At 74.4% G+C, this 18,642-nt stretch carries 15 protein-coding genes; 5 read left to right on the top strand and 10 right to left on the bottom strand.

The features are described from left to right. Positions 1-3: 3 nt before the first annotated feature. Positions 4-423 carry a DUF3037 domain-containing protein gene (locus CFP66_RS23035; protein WP_094927214.1) on the bottom strand — a complete coding sequence of 140 codons (420 nt, stop codon included), beginning with the start codon at positions 421-423 and terminating at the stop codon, positions 4-6. Then, complete coding sequence (locus CFP66_RS23030; RefSeq protein ID WP_233159637.1) at positions 420-1,253, bottom strand: HipA family kinase; 834 nt, start codon at positions 1,251-1,253, stop codon at positions 420-422. The genes CFP66_RS23035 and CFP66_RS23030 overlap by 4 nt, the downstream gene beginning before the upstream one ends. Before the next feature lie 188 nt (positions 1,254-1,441). Between CFP66_RS23030 and CFP66_RS23025 the strand changes: the two genes are divergently transcribed. After that, a complete protein-coding gene (locus tag CFP66_RS23025; RefSeq protein WP_094927213.1) occupies positions 1,442-2,824 on the top strand; it encodes a nucleobase:cation symporter-2 family protein in 1,383 nt (460 codons plus the stop codon). Here CFP66_RS23025 and CFP66_RS23020 read toward each other — a convergent pair. The 3 genes from CFP66_RS23020 to CFP66_RS23010 form a co-directional block, all read right to left on the bottom strand. Then, complete coding sequence (locus tag CFP66_RS23020; RefSeq protein ID WP_198961614.1) at positions 2,795-3,310, bottom strand: DoxX family protein; 516 nt, start codon at positions 3,308-3,310, stop codon at positions 2,795-2,797. The genes CFP66_RS23025 and CFP66_RS23020 overlap by 30 nt on opposite strands. Before the next feature lie 240 nt (positions 3,311-3,550). Beyond that, positions 3,551-4,696, bottom strand: a complete 1,146-nt coding sequence (dgoD, locus tag CFP66_RS23015) for a galactonate dehydratase (protein ID WP_094927212.1) — start codon at positions 4,694-4,696, stop codon at positions 3,551-3,553. After that, entirely contained in the window at positions 4,693-5,733 is a 1,041-nt protein-coding gene (locus CFP66_RS23010) for a zinc-binding dehydrogenase (RefSeq protein ID WP_094927211.1), read from the bottom strand. Before CFP66_RS23010 ends, dgoD begins: the two co-directional genes overlap by 4 nt. Before the next feature lie 221 nt (positions 5,734-5,954). On the opposite strand from CFP66_RS23010, the gene CFP66_RS23005 reads away from it, so the two are divergent. The 4 genes from CFP66_RS23005 to CFP66_RS22990 all read left to right on the top strand — a co-directional run bounded on the left by CFP66_RS23005 (position 5,955) and on the right by CFP66_RS22990 (position 11,440). Beyond that, complete coding sequence (locus tag CFP66_RS23005; RefSeq protein ID WP_158228177.1) at positions 5,955-6,569, top strand: AraC family transcriptional regulator; 615 nt, start codon at positions 5,955-5,957, stop codon at positions 6,567-6,569. Positions 6,570-6,729: 160 nt separating this feature from the next. After that, entirely contained in the window at positions 6,730-7,977 is a 1,248-nt protein-coding gene (locus CFP66_RS23000) for an MFS transporter (RefSeq protein ID WP_094927209.1), read from the top strand. Beyond that, positions 7,974-9,722, top strand: a complete 1,749-nt coding sequence (locus CFP66_RS22995) for an ABC transporter ATP-binding protein (RefSeq protein ID WP_094927208.1) — start codon at positions 7,974-7,976, stop codon at positions 9,720-9,722. Before CFP66_RS23000 ends, CFP66_RS22995 begins: the two co-directional genes overlap by 4 nt. 68 nt (positions 9,723-9,790) lie before the next feature. Then, on the top strand, positions 9,791-11,440 hold the full coding sequence (locus tag CFP66_RS22990) for an ABC transporter ATP-binding protein (RefSeq protein ID WP_233159636.1): 1,650 nt from the start codon (positions 9,791-9,793) through the stop codon (positions 11,438-11,440). On the opposite strand, the gene CFP66_RS22985 is transcribed toward CFP66_RS22990, so the two are convergent. Genes CFP66_RS22985 through CFP66_RS22965 form a run of 5 tightly spaced genes read right to left on the bottom strand, consistent with a single transcriptional unit; the run spans position 11,427 to position 18,573 of the window. After that, the gene (locus CFP66_RS22985) at positions 11,427-12,581 is read right to left on the bottom strand and encodes a VWA domain-containing protein (RefSeq protein ID WP_094927206.1); all 1,155 of its coding nucleotides are present in this window, start codon (positions 12,579-12,581) and stop codon (positions 11,427-11,429) included. The genes CFP66_RS22990 and CFP66_RS22985 overlap by 14 nt on opposite strands. Continuing rightward, entirely contained in the window at positions 12,578-14,800 is a 2,223-nt protein-coding gene (locus CFP66_RS22980; RefSeq protein WP_233159635.1) for a DUF5682 family protein, read from the bottom strand. The genes CFP66_RS22985 and CFP66_RS22980 overlap by 4 nt, the downstream gene beginning before the upstream one ends. Positions 14,801-14,819: 19 nt before the next feature. Next, positions 14,820-15,902 carry an AAA family ATPase gene (locus CFP66_RS22975; protein ID WP_198961627.1) on the bottom strand — a complete coding sequence of 361 codons (1,083 nt, stop codon included), beginning with the start codon at positions 15,900-15,902 and terminating at the stop codon, positions 14,820-14,822. Between the two features lie 5 nt (positions 15,903-15,907). Beyond that, the gene (locus tag CFP66_RS22970) at positions 15,908-17,296 is read right to left on the bottom strand and encodes a DUF5691 domain-containing protein (RefSeq protein WP_094927204.1); all 1,389 of its coding nucleotides are present in this window, start codon (positions 17,294-17,296) and stop codon (positions 15,908-15,910) included. Continuing rightward, positions 17,293-18,573 carry an SWIM zinc finger family protein gene (locus CFP66_RS22965; RefSeq protein WP_233159634.1) on the bottom strand — a complete coding sequence of 427 codons (1,281 nt, stop codon included), beginning with the start codon at positions 18,571-18,573 and terminating at the stop codon, positions 17,293-17,295. The genes CFP66_RS22970 and CFP66_RS22965 overlap by 4 nt, the downstream gene beginning before the upstream one ends. Between the last annotated feature and the right edge of the window lie 69 nt (positions 18,574-18,642).

Raw genomic sequence — 18,642 nt, 5'->3', positions numbered from 1 at the left:
CCATCAAAGCCGACGCGCGGCCGCCAGTGGGAGCACCAGGGCCGCGAGCAGGCGGTCCAGATCGGCCTGCGGGTCCGCCGTCAGGCCGGTGTGCACCGGGCCGGCCTGGACGATCGTGCTGCGCGGGGCCGTGAGCCTGCGGAACCGGCGGCCCCGGTCCTCCTCGCCGGCCGGCCCGGCGCGCCGGGCCTCGGTGGGTCCCTCCGCGCAGTGCGCCTGCACGGCCTGCAGGGCGGCGTCGATCACGTCGGCGTCGGCGTCCGGGTCCAACGCGTGCAGGCGCCGCGCGTCGAGGTGCACACGCGCGCCGAGATAGTCGACGGGCCGGCTGTAGAGCACGATGCCCGCGTTGAACGCCTCGCCCCGCTCGATCCGCGGGACGACGCGCAGCAACGCGTACTCGAACGGATGCCGGGCGGTCACGTGCGCACCCAGAACGGGCGGGTGGCCGTGCGGGTGGCCGGTGGCGCGCCGGACGCGGCACGTGCGGCGACGGCGGCGCGCACGCCCGGCAACCAGGCCTCCCGGGCGTCGCGGCGGGCGAGCACCTGCGTGACGAACGCCGCGCGCACCTCGTCGGGATCGGCGAAGCCGGGCTCGTCGGCGAGCCACGCGTCGGGCACCGCGTCGGCGGCTGCCCGCACCACCTCCGCCGTCACCAGCGGGGCGAGCGCCACGTCCGCGGCGTCGAGGTCGGGCGCGCAGCCCAGCAGGACGTGGTCGGCCGCGTCGTAGGAGCGCTGCGCCCAGGCGTGCGCCCCGGACCAGGCGTGCTGGAACGTCAGCGTGGCGCCGTGGTCGATGAGGTAGGGCGAGCCGTGCCAGAACAGCATGTTGGTGTTGCGCCACGACCGGTCGACGTTGCCGACGAGCGCGTCGAACCAGAGCACGCGCCCGGCGAACGCCGGGTCGACCCCGAACGCCACGGGGTCGAGCTCGAGGGCACCGGGCAGGAAGTCCATGCCGAGGTTGAGCCCCGGGCTGGCCCTCAGCAGCTCCTGCACCTCCTGGTCGGGCTCCGCGGCGCCCAGCGCCGGGTCGAGCTCCACGGTGACCAGCTCGGGCACCGGCAGGCCCAGCCGGCGGGCGAGCTCACCGGTGACGATCTCCGCGACGAGCACCTTGTGCCCCTGCCCCGCGCCGGTGAACTTGACGACGTAGGTGCCGAGGTCGTCGGCCTCCATCAGCCCGGGCAGCGACCCGCCCTCGCGGAGCGGGGTGACGTACCGGGTGACCGTGACGTGGCGCAGCATGGGCACCTCCTCCGGCCGACGATGATACGAACAGGGGCCTCCACCACCCCATGATCGTCGAGTCGGCGCGAAAACGGGTCGAATCCGCCCGGGAACGCGCCGAAGTAGCGATCTTGGATGCGACCCGCGGCACGATCGCCGTCGCCGACCGGTGCCGGACCGACGGCTCCGGACACTAAGTTCCGCTCATGACCGAGACATCCGGGAAGCCGGCCCGCAGCGCCGTCGACGAGGTGCCGCCGCCCGGCCGGCTGCTCGTGCTGGGCCTGCAGCACGTGCTCGTGATGTACGCAGGCTGCGTGGCGGTGCCGCTCATCGTCGGCAGCGCGCTCGGGCTCGACACGCGCACGATCGGCCTGCTGGTGAACGCCGACCTCGTCGTGGCCGGGGTCATCACGCTGCTGCAGACCCTCGGCGTGGGGAAGATCCTCGGCGTGCGGCTGCCGGTGGTCACCGGCGCGACGTTCGCCGCCGTCACGCCGATGATCCTGATCGGTCAGAACTTCGGCCTGCCCGGCGTCTACGGCTCGATGATCGCGTCCGGGATCTTCGGCGTCCTGATCGCAGTGCCGTTCTCCTCGATCATCCGGTTCTTCCCGCCGGTCGTGACGGGAAGCGTGATCACGATCATCGGGCTGTCCCTGATCTCGGCGGCGGCCGGCCTCATCGCGGGCGAGGACCCCGCGGCGCCCGACTACGGCGACCTCACGGGCCTCGCGCTCGCCGGCGGCATCGTCGTGCTGATCGTGCTGATCACCCGGTTCGTGCGCGGTTTCGTCGGCCAGATCGCGGTGCTCACCGGCCTGCTGGTCGGGGCGCTCGTCGCGATCCCGCTGGGCCTCACCGATTTCTCGGGCGTGGCGGGCGCACCGTGGTTCGGGATGACCGCGCCGTTCCTGTTCGGTCCGCCGGAGTTCCCGGTGGCCGGGGTCGTCTCGATGTGCGTGGTGATGCTCGTGATCTTCGCGGAGTCGACGGCCGACATGCTCGCCGTCGGCGAGATGACCGGCGAGGACCTCCCGCCGAAGCGGATCGCGCGCGGGCTGGCCGCGGACGGCCTGTCCGGGGTGCTCGGCGGCGTGTTCAACTCGTTCCCGGACACGATCTTCGCCCAGAACGTGGGGCTGGTGCAGCTCACCGGCGTGCGCAGCCGCTACGTCCCCGCCGTCGCGGGCGCGGCGCTGCTGCTGCTGGGGCTGGTGCCGAAGGCCGGCGAGGTGGTGGCCTCCCTGCCGGGACCCGTGGTCGGCGGCGCAGGCCTGGTGATGTTCGCGACGGTGACGGCCGTGGGCATCCGGACCCTGCACAAGGTGCGCTTCGAGGGAAGCGACAACCTGATGATCGTGGCCATCTCGCTCGGCGTCGGGATGCTGCCGGTGGTGGCCCCGACGTTCTACGCGCAGGTGCCGGGCAACCTGCAGATCGTGATCGGCTCGTCGATCACGTCGTGCGCGATCGTGGCGTTCGCGCTGAACCTGCTGTTCCACCACGTGCCATGGGGCCGCCCGCGACGGACGGCCCCATCTGGCGACGACGGTGGCTCAGCGACGCACACCCAGGACATGGGCTGACGGGGTGAGCGCGGGCGACGGGTGCGGCTGCGGTGCGGCGATCCGCTCCATGTCGCGCCGGTGCTGCGCCTGCCGGCCGCGGACGAAGTGGTCGATGCTGAAGCGCCCCGGACCGGCGGCAGCGATCGCGATCATGCCTGCGCCGATCACGCCGACGAGCTCCCACCCGCCGTTGGAGATGAAGATGCCGTTCGCGCCGTGCACGAACACCGCGGCCCCGATCATGATGAACAGCTGCAACCCGCAGATCACCGGGGTGAGCGCGCCCAGGATCAGCAGCACGCTGCCGGCGAACTCGACCACCGTGACGAAGGACGCCGAGATGATCGCGAGGGGGATGCTCAGGTTCTCGAAGCCCTCGGTGGTGCGGCCGATGCCGTTGATCACCATCTTCTGGTAGCCGTGGGCGAACATGATCACCCCGAGGAGGACGCGCGCGAACAGCAGCGCCCAGTCACGCGCGGGCATGGGGAGCGGTCGGTTCATCGGATGGGCCTCCGGAACGGTGTGTGATCGAACTGCCTCGTGGAGTGAGGGCAGTTAACCCGACGGAAGCGACCGATCACGGCTGGTCAGCGGATTGCCGCGACGGCCGAACGGTTGCGCGCGACGAACTGTGCTGTGAAAACGAGGTGAACGTGCAACTGCACGTACTCGTCCGGTAGCCCCGCGTGAGCAACCGTTTATCGTGATCAAGCTGTGACCCGGCGCGGCGATCCGCTTCCGCTACCAGGCCGCGAGCGACCCGTCCGCGTGACGCCACAGCGGCGTGCGCCAGTCGTGCCCGCGCTCGGCGGCCCGCCGGACGGCGGCCTCGTCCACCTCGATACCGAGTCCGGGTCCGGTGGGCCGCTCGATGGAACCGTCGACGAACGTGAACGGGGCGGAGTCGACCAGGTAGCCGAGCAATCCGGTGTCGTCGCCGTAGCCGATCCCGAGCGACTGCTCCTGGATCAGGAAGTTCGGGGTCGCGAAGTCGACCTGCAGGCTCGCGGCGAGCGCGATCGGGCCCAGCGGGCAGTGCGGGGCGAGCAGGACGTCGTGGACCTCGGCCATCGCGGCGATGCGGCGCGTCTCGGAGATCCCGCCCGCGTGGCTCACGTCCGGCTGGGCCACGGCGATGCCCGCCTCGAAGGCGGCCCGGAAGTCCCACCGGGAGAACAGGCGCTCGCCGGTGGCGACCGGGATCGTCGTGGACCGGACCACGGCGTCCAGGTCACGGGTGTGCTCGGGCAGCACCGGTTCCTCGACGAACAGCGGCTGCAGCGGCTCCAGCAGCGGCAGCACGCGCCGCGACATCGCGGTGGAGAACCGCCCGTGGCAGTCGATGGCCACGTCGACCTGGGAGCCGACGGCGTCGCGCACCGCCGCCACCCGGTCCACGACGCGCTGGATGGCGGCCGGGGTGTCCAGCGGGGCGAGCAGCTCGGACGGGTTCATCTTCACGGCGGTGAGGCCGCGCTCCACCTGGGCCCGCGCCGCCTCGGCCAGCTCGGCGGGCTCGCTGCCGTGCACCCAGCCGTACACGCGGGCCCGGTCGCGCACCGGGCCCCCGAGCAACTGGTGCACCGGCACGCCCAGTGCCCGGCCTGCGATGTCCCACAGGGCCTGGTCGATGCCGGCGGTGACGGAGCCGAGCACCGGCCCGCCGCGGTAGAAGCCGCCCTTGGTGAGGACCTGCCAGTGGTCCTCGATGCGGCTCGCGTCCTGGCCGACGAGGTACTCCATCGCCTCCTCGACGCCGCGCGCCGTGGTGGCGGCCCGGCCCTCGACGATCGGCTCGCCCCAGCCGCTGACGCCCTCGTCGGTGTCGAGGCGCAGGAACAGCCACCGCGGCTCGACGAGGAACAGCTCGTACCCGACGATCTTCACCGGCCCACCCCCTGCGGAAAGACCAGTACCTTGCTGGCCGGGTCGGTACCCCTGGCGAGCGCCTCGAAGGCCCCCGCCCCGCCCGCCAGGTCGGTGCGGCCCTCGATCAGGGCGTCCAGGGCGTCGGGCGCGGTGGCGGCCCACTGCGCGGTGTCGCGGAACTCGGCGGCGCTGTAGCAGAAGCTCCCGACGATCGAGCGCTCCTTCGTCGAGATCTCGTACGCGGCGAGCTCCAGCGTGGGCGCGCCCATCCCGACCAGGACGACGGTGGTGCCGATCGGCGCGGCGGCGAACGCCGTCTCGAGGGTGCGCGCGCTGCCGACGGCGTCGACCACGAGCGTGGGATCACCGTCCAGCGCGGTGCGCACCGCGGCGGGGACGTCGTCGGTGCCGGTCGGATCGACCGTGGCGGCGCCGAGGCGCGCGTTGAGCTCCCGGCGCTGCGCGGCGGGCTCGGACACGACCACCCGCTCGGCGCCCAGGCGCTGCGCGGCCAGCACGCAGGCCTGCCCGATCGGCCCGCCGCCGAGCACGAGGACGGCGTCGCCCGCACCGCACCCGCCCCGGACCAGCGCGTGGTAACCGACGGCGAGCGGCTCGACGAGCGCGCCGTGCTCGACGGGCATCCCGTCGGGCAGGCGCACCGCGTTGCGCGCGGGCACCGCCATCCGCTCGGCGAAGGCCGACGTGAGCGTGGGCGTCACGCCGACGACCTGCTTGTCCGGGCACGCCTGCTCCCGCCCGGCGGCGCACTGCCGGCACCGCCCGCACCACAGGACCGGGTTGACGGTGACGGCGTCGCCGACCGCGACCGCGTCGCCGGCCTCGGTGCCCACGGCGAGCACCCGCCCGACCGTCTCGTGGCCCATGACCTGGCCGCGGATGCGCCGCCCGTTCTCCCCCGTGTAGCCGTGGATGTCGGAGCCGCAGATCCCGGTGGCCAGCACCTCGATCAGGACGTCGCCGGGGCCGGGCTCCGGGTCGGGCAGGTCGTCGACGGTCAGCTTCCAGAAGTCGGAGAGCACCAGAGCACGCATGCGAGCAACGTAGTGTGGCGGTCGTGGCCGATCAGGTCCAGCTGGCGTTCCCGTCCCGGCAGCCACCGCTCGAGGGCATGTGGACGCACGGCTTCCGGTTGGGTGCCTCGTTCCGCACGAGGGTCCTCCCCCTGCCGTCGTGCAAGATCATCTTCCACTGCACTTCCGACTCGTTGCAGTCGAGCGGGCTGACCGAGAAGGCGAGCGGGTTGGTCGCGGGGATGACGCCGCAGGTGGGTCAGGTTCGAGGATCCGACATCGAGGGCATCGAGGTGCAGCTGTCGCCTCTGGTGGCAGCGGCCGTCCTCGGCGTGTCGCCGGTCGAGCTCGACGAGTCGCCGATCGCGCTGGACGAGGTCTGGGGAGCGGACGCGCAACGGCTCCGGTCCCGGCTCGTCGAGACCCGAGGTTGGGAACGCCGCTTCGCGCTGGTCCACGAGAGCCTCATGCAGCGTTGTCGCGAGAACCGCACGGGGGATCCGGAAGTCGCCGACGCGTGGCGGCGCATCCGCCGAAGCGGCGGGCAGGTCTGCGTCGCCGATCTGGCACGTGACTACGGCTGGAGCCGTACCCGGTTCTGGAGCCGCTTCAAGAACCAGGTGGGTGTCAGCCCCAAACGCGCCACCAGGATCGTCCGGTTCGATCGCGCCCTCCGCCTGATCAGCGCCGGCGTCGATCTGGCAGCCGTCGCCGCCGTCTCCGGTTACGCCGACCAATCGCACCTCAACCGCGATTTCCTCGACCTCGCCGCCGCGACTCCCGGCGAACTCCGCGCGGATCCGTCCTGGACCGACGAGCCCGCCTGGCTCCTCGACGATCCCACCCTGACGGGCTGAGGGCGCCCGAACATTCGTCCAAGACCCCGGTGACGCCGTCGCGTGATGCTGGGCCCATGAGATCGCAACGGCGGAATGCCGCGAGGGCTTTTCGCTTTCCCGCACTGCCCGTGCCCGACGACCCGTCGACGTACTCCGCCGTGCGAACCCGGGAACTGCCGTGAGCACGACGACGGAGACCGGTGGCGGGCGCGCGATCCTGCTCCCGTGCCTGGCGGTGTTCGGCCTGATGGCGGGTCAGCAGATGGTGAACCCGATCCTTCCGCCACTCGCACGCGAACTCGGGTTCAGCGAGATCATGCTGGGGATCGTCTACGCGGTGGGCGGCGCGGGCGTCGTGCTGACCAGCCCGTTCTGGGGCCGTCGCAGCGTGTCCTGGGGCCACCGGCGGGTTCTGCTGATCTCGCTCGTGGGCGGGACGGTCGGCCTGCTGGCGTTCGCGGTCGTCGCCCAGATCGGGCTGACGGGCGCGCTCGCCGTGCCGCTGCTGTTCACGTTGGTCCTGCTCAGCCGGGGTCTCGTGTTCGGTCTCGCGTGGGCCGCGGCGCCGGCGACCGCCCAGTCCTACGTGGTCGGCATGACCTCCGGCGCGAGCGAGCGGGTGCGGGGCATGTCCATGATCGGGGCTGCTCAGGGCCTCGCGCTGGCCGTCGGGCCCGCGCTGGGCGGCGTGCTGGTCGCGGCCGGCCTGCTGGCCCCGCTCTACGTCGCGCCGGTCGTCCTGGCCGTGATCGCCGTCCTGATCGCGATCAAGCTGCCGAAGCCGCAGGCCCACCGGGTGCGCCCCGGCACGGTCGGGGTCAGCCCGCTGGACCGCCGCATGTGGCCCTTCCTGACCGCCGGCTTCGGCCTGTACCTGGCCCTCGCGATCGTCCTGATGACCGTCGGGTTCCTGCTGCAGGACCGGCTGGCGCTCACCGCGCAGGAGACCGGGCGGCTCACCGGCCTGGTCATGCTCGCCGCTGCAGGCATGATCATCCTCGTGCAGGTCGTGGCCGTGCCGCGCCTGGGCTGGACACCGGTGCGCCTGCTCCGGGTGGGAACGGTCGTCATGACGGCCGGGATGGTCGTCGTGACCGCTGCGTCCGACGTGCTCCTGCTGGGCGCCGGCACCGCCGTGCTCGGGGCGGGCATGGGGTTCGGGGTGCCGGGCTTCATGTCCGGGCCGACCCTCCTGGCCACGCAGGAGGAGCAGGGCGCCGTGGCCGGGCTGGTCGGCTCCGCCGGCGCCCTCGCCTTCATGCTCGGCCCGCTGCTGGGCACCGGCCTGTACGAGATCGCCCCCTCCGCCCCCTACCTCCTCGGCACGGCACTGCTGGCCGCGCTGGCCGTCTTCGCGTTCGTCCATCCCGGAATCCGCCGGACCGCGGCCGTCGCGCCGGGCGTGGCGGCGGTGGGAGCGCGATGACCGCTACCGATCAGGGCATCGCCGGGCTGTTGCGCCCGTATCGGTGGAGTTTCGCCGCCGTGGTGATCCTGCAGGTCATCGGCGCTGTCGCGGGTCTGGCACCGCCGCTCGCGGTCGTCGAGCTGGGTCGCGCCCTGCTGTCGCCCGGCCCGATCGACCACCGCCACGTCTGGTTCGTCGTGATCGCGGGCGCCGCCGGCCTGCTCGTCCGGCTGCTGTTCACCGCGGCGTCGTCGGGGGTCGGACACCTCCTGGACACCCACGTGCAGCTGTCGTTCCGACGAGCGTTGGCCGCGCGGCTGGGACGCGTGCCGATCGGCTGGTTCTCCCGGCGCCGGACCGGCGAGCTGGCGAAGGTGGTCGGCGAGGACGTGAGTGCCGTGCACCCGTTCATCGCCCACACGCCGTCCGAGCTCGTATCCGCGTTCGTGGTGCCGCTGGTGTCACTGGTCTACCTGTGCACCGTCGACTGGCGGCTCACGCTGATCACCCTTGTTCCGGTGGTGCTGGCCGTGGCGTTGGTGCCGCTGTTCATGACCCCGTCGGTGACGCGCGAGCAGCACGCCTTCGACGAGGCCATGGGGCGGATCGCGGATTCGGCCGTCGAGTTCGTCCAGGGCATCTCGGTGATCAAGGCTTTCGGCGGCTCCGAGCGCACGCACCGCACGTTCCGCACCGCCGTCGACGACTTCGTGCGCATCTTCCTGCGGTTCGTGCTCCGCATGTCGCCGATCGCGGCGGGAATGCAGCTCGCACTGTCGCCGCCGTTCGTCCTGCTGGTCGTGCTGGTCGGTGGCGCCGTCCTGATCACGAGTGGTGGGATGGCCGCGGCGGACCTCGTTCCGTTCCTGCTGCTCGGTCTGGGTCTCACCGCTCCGCTGGCGGCGATCGGGCACGGTTTCGACGACATGCAGGCGGCCCGGCGCGCGGTCGGGCGGATCACGGACGTGCTCGCGGTGCCGTCGCTGCCACAGCCCGCGAAGCCGCTCGTGCCGCAGGGCCACCGGGTGGAGCTGCGCAACGTCCGGTTCGGCTACGAGCCCGAGAACGAGGTGCTGCGCGGGATCGACCTGGTGCTCGAGCCGGGCACGGTCACCGCGATCGTCGGGCCGTCGGGTAGCGGGAAGTCCACGCTGGTGCAGCTGCTGCCGCGGTTCTTCGACCCGACGCACGGTTCGATCTCGCTCGGCGGTGTCGACCTGCGCGAGATCGGCAGCGACGAGCTCTACCGGCAGGTGTCCTTCGTCTTCCAGGACGTCCGCCTGCTGCGGGCGTCGGTCGCCGACAACATCGCACTCGCGGTGCCCCACGCCGACGTCGACGAGGTGGTCCACGCCGCGACGCTGGCGAACATCCACGAGCGGATCCTCGAGCTGCCGGACGGGTACGACACGGTGCTCGGTGATGACGCCACGCTGTCCGGTGGCGAGGCCCAGCGCGTGGCGATCGCCCGCGCCCTGCTCGCCCGCACCCCCGTGCTGGTGCTCGACGAGGCCACCGCCTTCGCCGACCCCCAGACCGAGACAGCGGTGCGCCAGACCATGGCGACCGTGGGCGGTGATCGGACGGTCCTCGTGATCGCGCACCGGATGGAGACGATCGCCGACGCCGACACCGTGGTCGTGCTGGAGAACGGAGTGATCGTCGAGCGCGGCAGCCCGGCCGAGCTGCGGGAACACAACGCGAAGTTCGCCGAGTTCTGGCGAACCCACCGATCGGCGCTCGGCGCAGGAAGTGAGCTCTAGTGATCACCTTGGTGCTCCGCGTGCTGGGACAGGGGTACGCCACGCCGATCCGTCGCACGGTCGCCCTGATGACGACGACCGCGATCGTCGAGGGCCTGTCGTACGCGCTCGTCGTGCCGGTGCTGCAGGCGCTGTTCGGTGCAACGCCGGCGGACGCGTGGCCGTGGTTGATCGCGTTCGGATCAGCGGTCGCGGTCTTCGCAGTGCTGCGCTACCTCAGCGATCTGGCGGGTTTCCGCGTCGGGACGACGATGCTGCGGGGCATGTACCACGGGCTCGGCGACCACCTGACGCGGTTGCCCCTCGGCTGGTACAGCGCCGATCGCGTGGGGGACGTGTCCGTGTTGGCCGGCCGCGGGCTCCTGCAGGCGCTGAGCGTGATGGCGCACCTGCTGGCGCCGCTCATCGCCGCGTGCGTGACCCCGCTGGTGATCGTCGCCGTGATGCTGGCGTTCCACTGGCAGATGGGGCTGGCCGCGTTGCTCGCCGCGCCGGTCGTGGTCGCGGTCCACGTGTGGACGGGGCGCGCGATGGCCGCCGCCGATGCCGCGGGCGCCGAGCGCGCCCGCGAGGCCACCGGGCGGACCATCGAGTACCTCCAGGCGCAGCCGGTGCTGCGGGCGGGCGGCCGGACCGGAGAGCGGTTCGCCGTGCTCGACCACTCGCTGCGCGAGGTCCAGCGCGCGTCACGCCGGTCGATGCGCTCGGCGCTGCCCGGTGTCGTGGGGATGAGCGCCACGGTGCAGGCGGTGTTCACCGTTCTGCTGGTACTGGGCGCCTACCTCGCGCTCGGCGGGCACATCGGCGCCGCGCAGGTGCTGACGATCCTGGTGCTGGCCGCCCGGTGCGCCGATCCGCTGCTGAAGCTGGCGGAGATGGGCGGGCAGCTGCGGGCCGCGCGCTCGGAGCTGGAGCGCCTCGATGCGGTGCTGAGCACCGAGCCGTTGCCGCAACCGCGCGAGCCGGTCACGCCGCAACGCCATGACCTGGAGTTCGACGCGGTCACGTTCGCCCATGGCGACCGCACGGTGCTCGAGGACCTGACGTTGTCCGTGCCGCAGGGGCAGCGGCTCGCCGTCGTCGGGCCGTCGGGCGCGGGCAAGAGCACGCTGCTGCAACTGCTCGCACGGTTCTACGACGTGGACGCGGGCGCGGTGCGTGTGGGCGGCGTGGACGTGCGCGACATGGACACCGAGGCGTTGATGGCGGGGATCGCCATCGTCTTCCAGAACGTCTACCTCTTCGACGGCACGATCGAGGAGAACGTGCGCCTCGGCCGTCCCGACGCCGACGACGCGCAGGTACGGGCGGCGGCGACCGCAGCCGGGCTGGACGAGGTGATCGAGCGGCTGCCCGGCGGGTGGGCGACGAACGTCGGCGAGGGCGGCGCGCTGCTCTCCGGTGGCGAGCGCCAGCGCGTCTCGATCGCGCGAGCGCTGCTGAAGGACGCGCCCGTCGTGCTGCTGGACGAGGTGACCTCGGCACTGGACCCGGTGAACGAGGCGGCGGTCCACGACGGTGTCGAGCGCCTGCTGGCGGGCCGGACCGTGGTGATGGTGGCGCACCGGCTGCGGACCGTCCACCGCGCCGATCGCGTGGCCTTCCTCGACGGCGGCCGGATCGTGGAGGAAGGCACGCACGACGAGCTGTTGGGCCACAGCAGCCACTACGCCGAGTTCTGGGAGATCCCCATGGCACCGGTGGCTACGACCCCGTGACCCACTGGGTGAGGTCCTCGCCCCGGACCGCCGCGGCCATCAGGTCCGGGAACAGCTCGGGTGTGCACGCGAAGGCGGGCACCCCCAGCTCGGACAGCGCGGCCGCGGTGTCGTGGTCGTAGGCGGGCGCGCCCGAGTCGGACAGCGCCAGCAGCGCCACCACCTGCACCCCGGCGCGGGTGAGCGCGGCCACGCGGTGCAGCAGCTCGGCGCGGTCGCCGCCCTCGTACAGGTCGCTGATCAACACCAGGAGGGTGTCGGTGGGCCGGGTGATGAGGCTCTGGCAGTAGGCGATCGCCCGGTTGATGTCGGTGCCGCCACCCAGCCGCGTGCCGAACAGCAGCTCGACGGGGTCGCCGAGCTCGTCGGTGAGGTCGACGACCGCGGTGTCGAACGCGACGAAGTGGGTGCGCAGCGTCCGCATCGACGCGAGCACCGCGCCGAACAGCCCGGCGTAGACCACCGACTCGGCCATCGACCCCGACTGGTCGACCGCGAGCACCACGTCGCGTTCCACGCTGCCGCGGCGCCTGCCGTGCCCGATCAGCCGCTCCGCCACGATGGTGCCCAGGTCCGGGGAGAAGTGCTGCAGGTTGGCCCGGATGGTGCGGGCCAGGTCGATGTCGCCGGGGCGGGGCCTGCGGGTGCGCACGGAGCGGTCCAGCGCCCCCGTGACCGCGGAGCGCATCCGGTCGGCGAGGCGCCGCTCCAGCTCCGCGACGACCGTGCGCACCACCGCCCGGGCGGTCTCCTTCGTCTGCTCCGGCAGCACCCCGCGCAGCGACAGGAGCGTGCTCACTAGGTGGACGTCGGGTTCGACGGCGGCCAGTAGCTCGGGTTCGAGCAGCATGCTGTGCAGGCCCAGGCGCTCGACGGCGTCGCGCTGCATCACCTGCACCACCGGTGTGGGGAAGTACTCGCGGATGTCGCCGAGCCAGCGCGCGACCTGCGGCGCGGACCCGCCCAGGCCGCCCGTGCGGGGGCCGGACTCGCCCGCGCCGTCGCCGTCGTAGAGGGCGCCGAGCGCGGCGTCGAGCTTGCGGTCGTCCTGGCCGAGGCCCGCCCCGGTCCCGTCGGCGGTGTCGTCCGCGCCGGCGCCCAGCACCAGCCGCCAGCGCCGCAGCCGCTCGTCGTCACTCACGAGTGCACCCCCAGCAGCCGCGCGAACACCGGCAGCACCAGCTCCGCGCGCCGTTCGTCGATGTCGGTGACGGCGCGCGCGGCAGGAGCGGCGCCGGTGAGCGCGGCGGCCCGCTCCCCGATCGCCTGCTTCTCCGGGTCGGCGAACGCGCCGAACGTGCGCCGCAGCAGCGGCAGCACCTCGTCGAACTGGGTGTCGGGCACCTCGGAGAGCCAGCCGTCGACCACGCGCAGCAACCGGTCGTCGTGCACCAGCAGCAGCGCTCCCCCGGCGAAGAACCCCTCGACGTACGCGCCGGCCTGCGCCGCGGGCGTGCCGGGGGTCAGGGCGCGGGCCAGCCGTCGTTCGACCTCGTCGACGTCCATGCGGTCGGTGTCGGCGAGCAGCCGGGCCAGGCGGCCGGCCAGCAGCGGCGGCAGCGCGGGCCGCTCCGCGAGCCGCGCCAGCGCCACGAGCCAGCGCTCGGTCGCCGCGGCGCCGAGCAGGCCGGTGACGGCGTGCACCCCGTCGACCAGGCCGGACAGGCGTGCCGCCTCATCCTCGTCGATGCCGTGCGCGGCCGGCGGCAGGCCCGCGCAGATGCGGTCGAGCACCCGGTCGGCCACCGTCTGCAGCGCGCCGGTGTCGGTGCCGCGCACGTTGCCGTAGCGGGTGGCGCGGGCCAGCGCCGGGAAGGCGGCCATGAGGTGCGCGACGTCGGCGTCGCCCGCGGCACGGGCGTCCAGCGCGGTGAGGGCGTCGGGCAGCGCGTCGGGCAGGTCGGCCAGCAGGCACCGCTCCACGGCGGCAGTGACGTCGGCGAGCGCCGGCGCGTCCGCGACCGCCGAGCGGACGCACGCGGCCGCCGCCCCGGCCACGGTGGTGCCGTGCACCCCGGCCGCCACCAGGTCCACCTCGAACTCCGGCTGCCAGGCGATCTCCCAGGTCTCGCGGAACGTGCCGGTGCTGCGCCGGGCGCTCACGGCGGGTCGCCCCCACGGGATGCCCAGGAGACACAGCCGGTGCAGCAGCCGCGAACGGTCGAGCCCGCCGGGCGTGCGCAGGTCCAGGTCCAGCTCGCGGGGCTGCGGTTCGCGTTTCAGGCGCAGCCGCCGGGCGGTGGCGGCGAGGTCGGCGGCCAGCGGCGTCTGCGGGGCGTCGTCGGGCAGGGCGCCCATCCGCTCGCCGACCACCAGCCTGCGGGTGACGAGGTCGAGCTGCACCTCGTCGCCGCCGCACAGCACGGCGAGCGTGGCCTCGGTGACCTCCGCGAGCCCGGCCGAGGACCGCCCGCGCAGCGCGGCGAGGGCGTCGGCCAGGCGCACCGCCTCGATCACGTGCGCGGTGGACACGGGCAGGTCCTCGGCGCGCAGCACCCCCGCCACCGCGGCGAGCCAGCGCGCGGTGACGTCCTCCTCGGTGCTGAACAGGTGGTGGTACCAGCCCGGGGACGTCACGCCGGCGCCGTAGCCGCTCGCCGTGGCGAGCCGCCCGTGCGTCCACGGCACCCACGCGCACACCGTCTTGCGCTTCGGCAGCCCGCGCAGCACGGCCTGGTCACGCGACGCCGGCGGCAGCGGGTCGGTGAGCGCCGGCACGTGCCAGGCGCCGCAGACGACCGCGATCCGCTCGTGGCCCTCCTTGCGGGTGCGGCGCAGCACCGTGCGCATGTACGCCTCGCGCCGCGCGTCGTACTCGTCGGGGGGATCTCCGGCCCGTAGCGCGCCCATCGCGTCGGCGATCACGTCGAACGCCGGCTCGCCCCCACGCCGGTGCTCGATGGCGTCGTCCCACCAGCGCTCGGGGTCGTCGTAGCCGGCGACGGCGGCCAGGCGCGCGAGCGGGTCGCCGGAGCCGCCGGGCCGCCCGCCGAGGGCGAACTGGTGCGCGGCGGGCAGGTCGCAGAACCGCACGGGCACACCGGCCGCGACGGCGTACCGGATGGCCTGCCACTCCGGGCTGAAGACGGCGAACGGCCAGAACGCGGCACGCGAGACGTCGTCGACGGCCCACGCGAGCAACGCGACCGGCGGCTCGAGGTCCGGGTCGGCGGCCAGGCCCACCACCGCGTCGGCCTCCGGCGGCCCCTCGACCAGCACGATGTCCGGGGCGAACGCCGCCAGCTCCGCGGCCAGCGCACGCGCGGAGCCGGGACCGTGGTGACGCACCCCGAACAGCCGCGTGCTCAGCGCAAGGCCTCGCTGACGCTCGGCCGGCGCTTCGCGCCGCTGCTGTGACATGGTTCGCTCGCAAGCTCGCTCACGTGGCGATCTCCTGGCTGGCCCGGTAGAAGTCCGCCCACCCCTCGCGCTCGCGCACGACCGTCTCCAGGTACTCCACCCACACCGCGCGGTCGGCCACCGGGTCCTTGACCACGGCCCCGAGGATCCCGGCGGCCACGTCCCGGGCCCGGAGCACGCCGTCGCCGAAGTGCGCAGCCAGCGCGAGGCCGCCGGTGAGCACGCTGATCGCCTCGGCGGTCGAGAGCGTGCCGGACGGCGACTTCACCGCGGTGCGCCCGTCCTCGGTGCGCCCGGAGCGCAGCTCCCGGAACACCGTGACCACCCGGCGGACCTCGGCGAGCCCCGCGACCTCCGACGGCAGCTCCAGCGACGCGCCCAGCTGCGCCACCCGGCGCGTGACGATCTCCACCTCGGCCTCGGCGGAGTCGGGCAGCGGGAGCACCACCGTGTTGAACCTGCGGCGCAGGGCGCTGGAGAGCTCGTTGACGCCGCGGTCGCGGCTGTTCGCGGTGGCGACGAGGTTGAACCCGGGCCGCGCCTGCACCTCCGTGCCCAGCTCCGGCACCGGCATCGTCTTCTCGGACAGCACCGTGATCAGCGAGTCCTGCACGTCGGCGGCGATGCGGGTGAGCTCCTCCAGCCGGACGATCTTCCCGTCGCGCATGGCGCGCAGCACCGGGCTCTCGACGAGCGCGGCCTTGCTGGGGCCCTCCGCGATCAGGCGCGCGTAGTTCCAGCCGTAGCGGATCGCCTCCTCCGCGGTGCCCGCGGTGCCCTGCACGAGCAGCGTGGAGTCCCCGCTGATCGCGGCGCAGAGGTGCTCGGACACCCAGGTCTTCGCGGTGCCGGGCACGCCGAGCAGCAGCAACGCGCGGTCGGTGGCCAGCGTGGCGACCGCCACCTCGACCAGCCGCCGGGGGCCGACGTACTTCGGCGTGATCTCGGTGCCGTCGCCCACCGTGCCGCCGAGCAGGTAGGTCACCACGGCCCACGGCGAGAGCTTCCAGGACGGCGGGCGCGGCCGGTCGTCGGCGGCGGCGAGCGCCGCCAGCTCCTCGGCGTGGTCCTGCTCGGCGTGCGGCCGCAGGACCTCGGTCACCTCGGTCAACGGAGCTCCTCGTGCATCTCGCGGCGGACGGTCAGGGTGGTGGCGAGCGCGCGCCACCACGCGGCGGCCCCGACCGGGACGGGTGAGGTGGCGATCGGGTGACGCGTGCAGGCGAGCGGGACCCGGGTGCCCGCGGTGCGGGCGGCGCCGCCCAGGACCCGGTTGCCCGGGTGCGTGGCGAGCCAGTCGAGCACGGCGGTGCCCAGCTCCGCCGACCAGGGTCCGGGCAGCCCCGCGACCGCGGCGGCCATCGTCGGCGGGGCGAGCCGCGCGGCCAGTGCGGACACGGCGGCGCGGTGCAGCGGCGCGGGCAGCAGCCCCACCACGCCCGCCACGGCGGCGTCGTCCGGACCGGCGGCGTCGAGCACGGCGGCGCCCCAGCCGGTGTCGCGCTGCCGGCCGGCGGCGCTCACCCAGCCGGCACGCAAGACGCGCGGATCGGCCCCGGTGACGGGCCGCGCGAGCAGCTGCGCAGGGGTGCCGTGGGGCGCCCAGTGGGCCAGCGGTGTGGCGGCGACGACGCCGCGCAGCAGGTCGCCGTCGCCGCCGAGGTCGCGGCGCACCGCGCCGTCGGCGGGGTCGGGCAGCGTGACGACCAGGGCGTCACCGTCGGGCCGCACCAGCCGCGTGGCCCGTTCACGCATCCGCGCCGCGAGGCGCGAGCCGGGCAGCCGCGCCAGCAGGTCCGCGGCCGCGGTGCGCACCGGTCCCGCCCTGTCGTCCAGGGCCGCCTCCAGGAACGGCTCGTCGTCGGCGGCCAGATGCGTGCCCAGCACGTCGAGGAACTCCGCGCGGACGCCGCCGGGCTCGCTCCCCCAGGTGGCCGCCAGCGCGGACCGAGCGGCGGCCGGGTCCTCCTCGAGCGTGCGGTCGAGCCACTCGCGGCGCTGCAGCGCGTTGCCGTACTCCCAGACATCGGTGCCGGCGGGCGCGGACGCCAGGAACGACCACGCCGGGTTGCGCTCCCCCAGCCAGCTGCCCGCCGCGCCCGCGGCCGCGGCGAGCGGCGCCCGCAGCGCCACCCGCGTCCGCGCCGCCTCGGCCAGCGCGGGCAGCTGCTCTGGCGGAACCCGCAGGCCCGCCGCGTGCACCGCCGTCAGCCACTCGGGCAGCAGGTCGGCGGCCAGCCGCGGCAGCCGCCTGCGCGCGAGCGGCGGGACGAGCGGGCGCTCGTCGCGCGGCGCCACCGGCAACCGCACCTGCGGCCGTGCCGGTGCCTGCCCGGCGCGCCGGTAGTTGGCGAGCGCTGCGGCGGCCCGCAGCAGCGCGACCTCGGTTTCACCGGTGGCCAGCGCGCGCACCGGCGCCGGCAGCGCGCCCGGATCGGGCCGGCGCCGCTGCGTACCCAGCAGGGCGGCGGCGACCAGGTCGTCCCACGCGCTCACAGCCGTACCGCCCGGTCCTGGTCCCAGACCGTCAACGGGCGCAGCCCGCCGACGGTCCACTCCCCCGCGACGGTCACGGGGGCACCCGCCGACACCGCGAGCAACGGCCACACGTCGACGCGCGCGGCCAGCGGGAGCGCGGCGCCGTCGGCGTCGACCAGCGCCCAGCCGTCGCCGTCGGGCACCGGCGCGACGCCGGCGAGCAGCAGGGGCCAGCGGTCCAGCCAGGGATCCCCGGCCAGCGCGGCCGCGAACGACGCCAGCGCGGCGCCCACGCCGTCCCCCACCGGCGGTGGCGAGCGGACGGGCTCGTCGACGTCGGCCGCGAGCGCGCGCAGCGGGGCGGCGCCGGGGTAGAAGGCCAGCTCACCGCGCACGCGGTGCCCCACCGGCAGCACCCCGGGCAGCGGCTGACCGGGCGGCGCGAACGACAGCAGAAGCGCCGGACGCCCGCTCGCCTGCCCGTGCAGCCAGGTGCGCCGGGTGGTGAGCCGCTCGGTCACCTCGTCGGCGATGCCCGCGACCAGCCAGTCGTCGGCCACGCGTTCCCCGTTCGCGCGCACGTCGGCGGTCTCGACCGGGAAGCCGAGCCGGGTGCGGACGGTGGCGGCGAGGTCGGTGGGCAGCTCCGCGAGCCGGGTGCCGGCCTCGGCGAGCACGTGCAGCAGGGCGAGCTCGGACAGCAGCCGGCCCGGCCAGTCGCGACCCCGCCCGATGCCCCCCGCCGCTCGCCGCAGCCCGCTCGCGAGCCCGGGTGCCTGGGCGTCGACCATCCGCGCGGCCACGCCGTGGAGCTCCTCGACGCCGTCGGTGGCCGCGCTGCCCAGACCGCCGCGGATCCGGTCGACCAGCCACTCCCGCAGCTCGGCCGCGCCCGCCTCGACGCGCTGGGCGCGCTGCTCGGCCCGCCGCGCGGCGGCCTCGGGATCCCGGGGAGGATCGCCGGCGGTGCGCGTAGCCCGGCGCTCGGTGCGCGCGGTGCGCACCCATTCCGGTTCCTCCGCCGCCGGCACGCCGCCTCGGGCCCGCAGGAGCAGCAGGCCGAGCGCGTGCTTGCAGGGGAGCTTGCGGCTGGGGCACGAGCACCGGGACGCCGGCCCGGCGAGCTCCACCACCACCCGGTACGGGTGCTTCCCGCTGCCCTGGCACTCCCCCCACACCGCGGCGTCGGATGCTCCCGGCTCGTTCCACCGCGCGGGCGCCGCCTGCTCGCGGCCCGCCGCCGCGGCCACCGGGTCGGGTGCGAGGGCGAGCACCTGTTCCACGCTCCACCACACGCGCGCATCCCTCCGGCCGACCGACCACCACACGATAAGGACCCTGCGCGCGGCAGCGGCGAGGAGCAC

Origin of the sequence: Pseudonocardia sp. MH-G8 (genome assembly GCF_002262885.1) — a bacterium.
In the GTDB taxonomy this organism is placed as follows: domain Bacteria; phylum Actinomycetota; class Actinomycetes; order Mycobacteriales; family Pseudonocardiaceae; genus Pseudonocardia.
Note: the sequence above shows the minus strand (reverse complement) of the source record. Positions and strands in the feature narration are given on the sequence as shown.

Bases quoted from the DNA above. Each gene is read 5' to 3' on its own strand.
- CFP66_RS23030 (WP_233159637.1), bottom strand. From the start codon at position 1,253: ATGCTGCGCCACGTCACGGTCACCCGGTACGTCACCCCGCTCCGCGAG.
- CFP66_RS23005 (WP_158228177.1), top strand. From the start codon at position 5,955: ATGACGCCGCAGGTGGGTCAGGTTCGAGGATCCGACATCGAGGGCATC.
- CFP66_RS23020 (WP_198961614.1), bottom strand. From the start codon at position 3,310: ATGAACCGACCGCTCCCCATGCCCGCGCGTGACTGGGCGCTGCTGTTC.
- CFP66_RS23025 (WP_094927213.1), top strand. From the start codon at position 1,442: ATGACCGAGACATCCGGGAAGCCGGCCCGCAGCGCCGTCGACGAGGTG.
- CFP66_RS22995 (WP_094927208.1), top strand. From the start codon at position 7,974: ATGACCGCTACCGATCAGGGCATCGCCGGGCTGTTGCGCCCGTATCGG.
- CFP66_RS22990 (WP_233159636.1), top strand. From the start codon at position 9,791: ATGACGACGACCGCGATCGTCGAGGGCCTGTCGTACGCGCTCGTCGTG.
- CFP66_RS22980 (WP_233159635.1), bottom strand. From the start codon at position 14,800: ATGTCACAGCAGCGGCGCGAAGCGCCGGCCGAGCGTCAGCGAGGCCTT.
- CFP66_RS23010 (WP_094927211.1), bottom strand. From the start codon at position 5,733: ATGCGTGCTCTGGTGCTCTCCGACTTCTGGAAGCTGACCGTCGACGAC.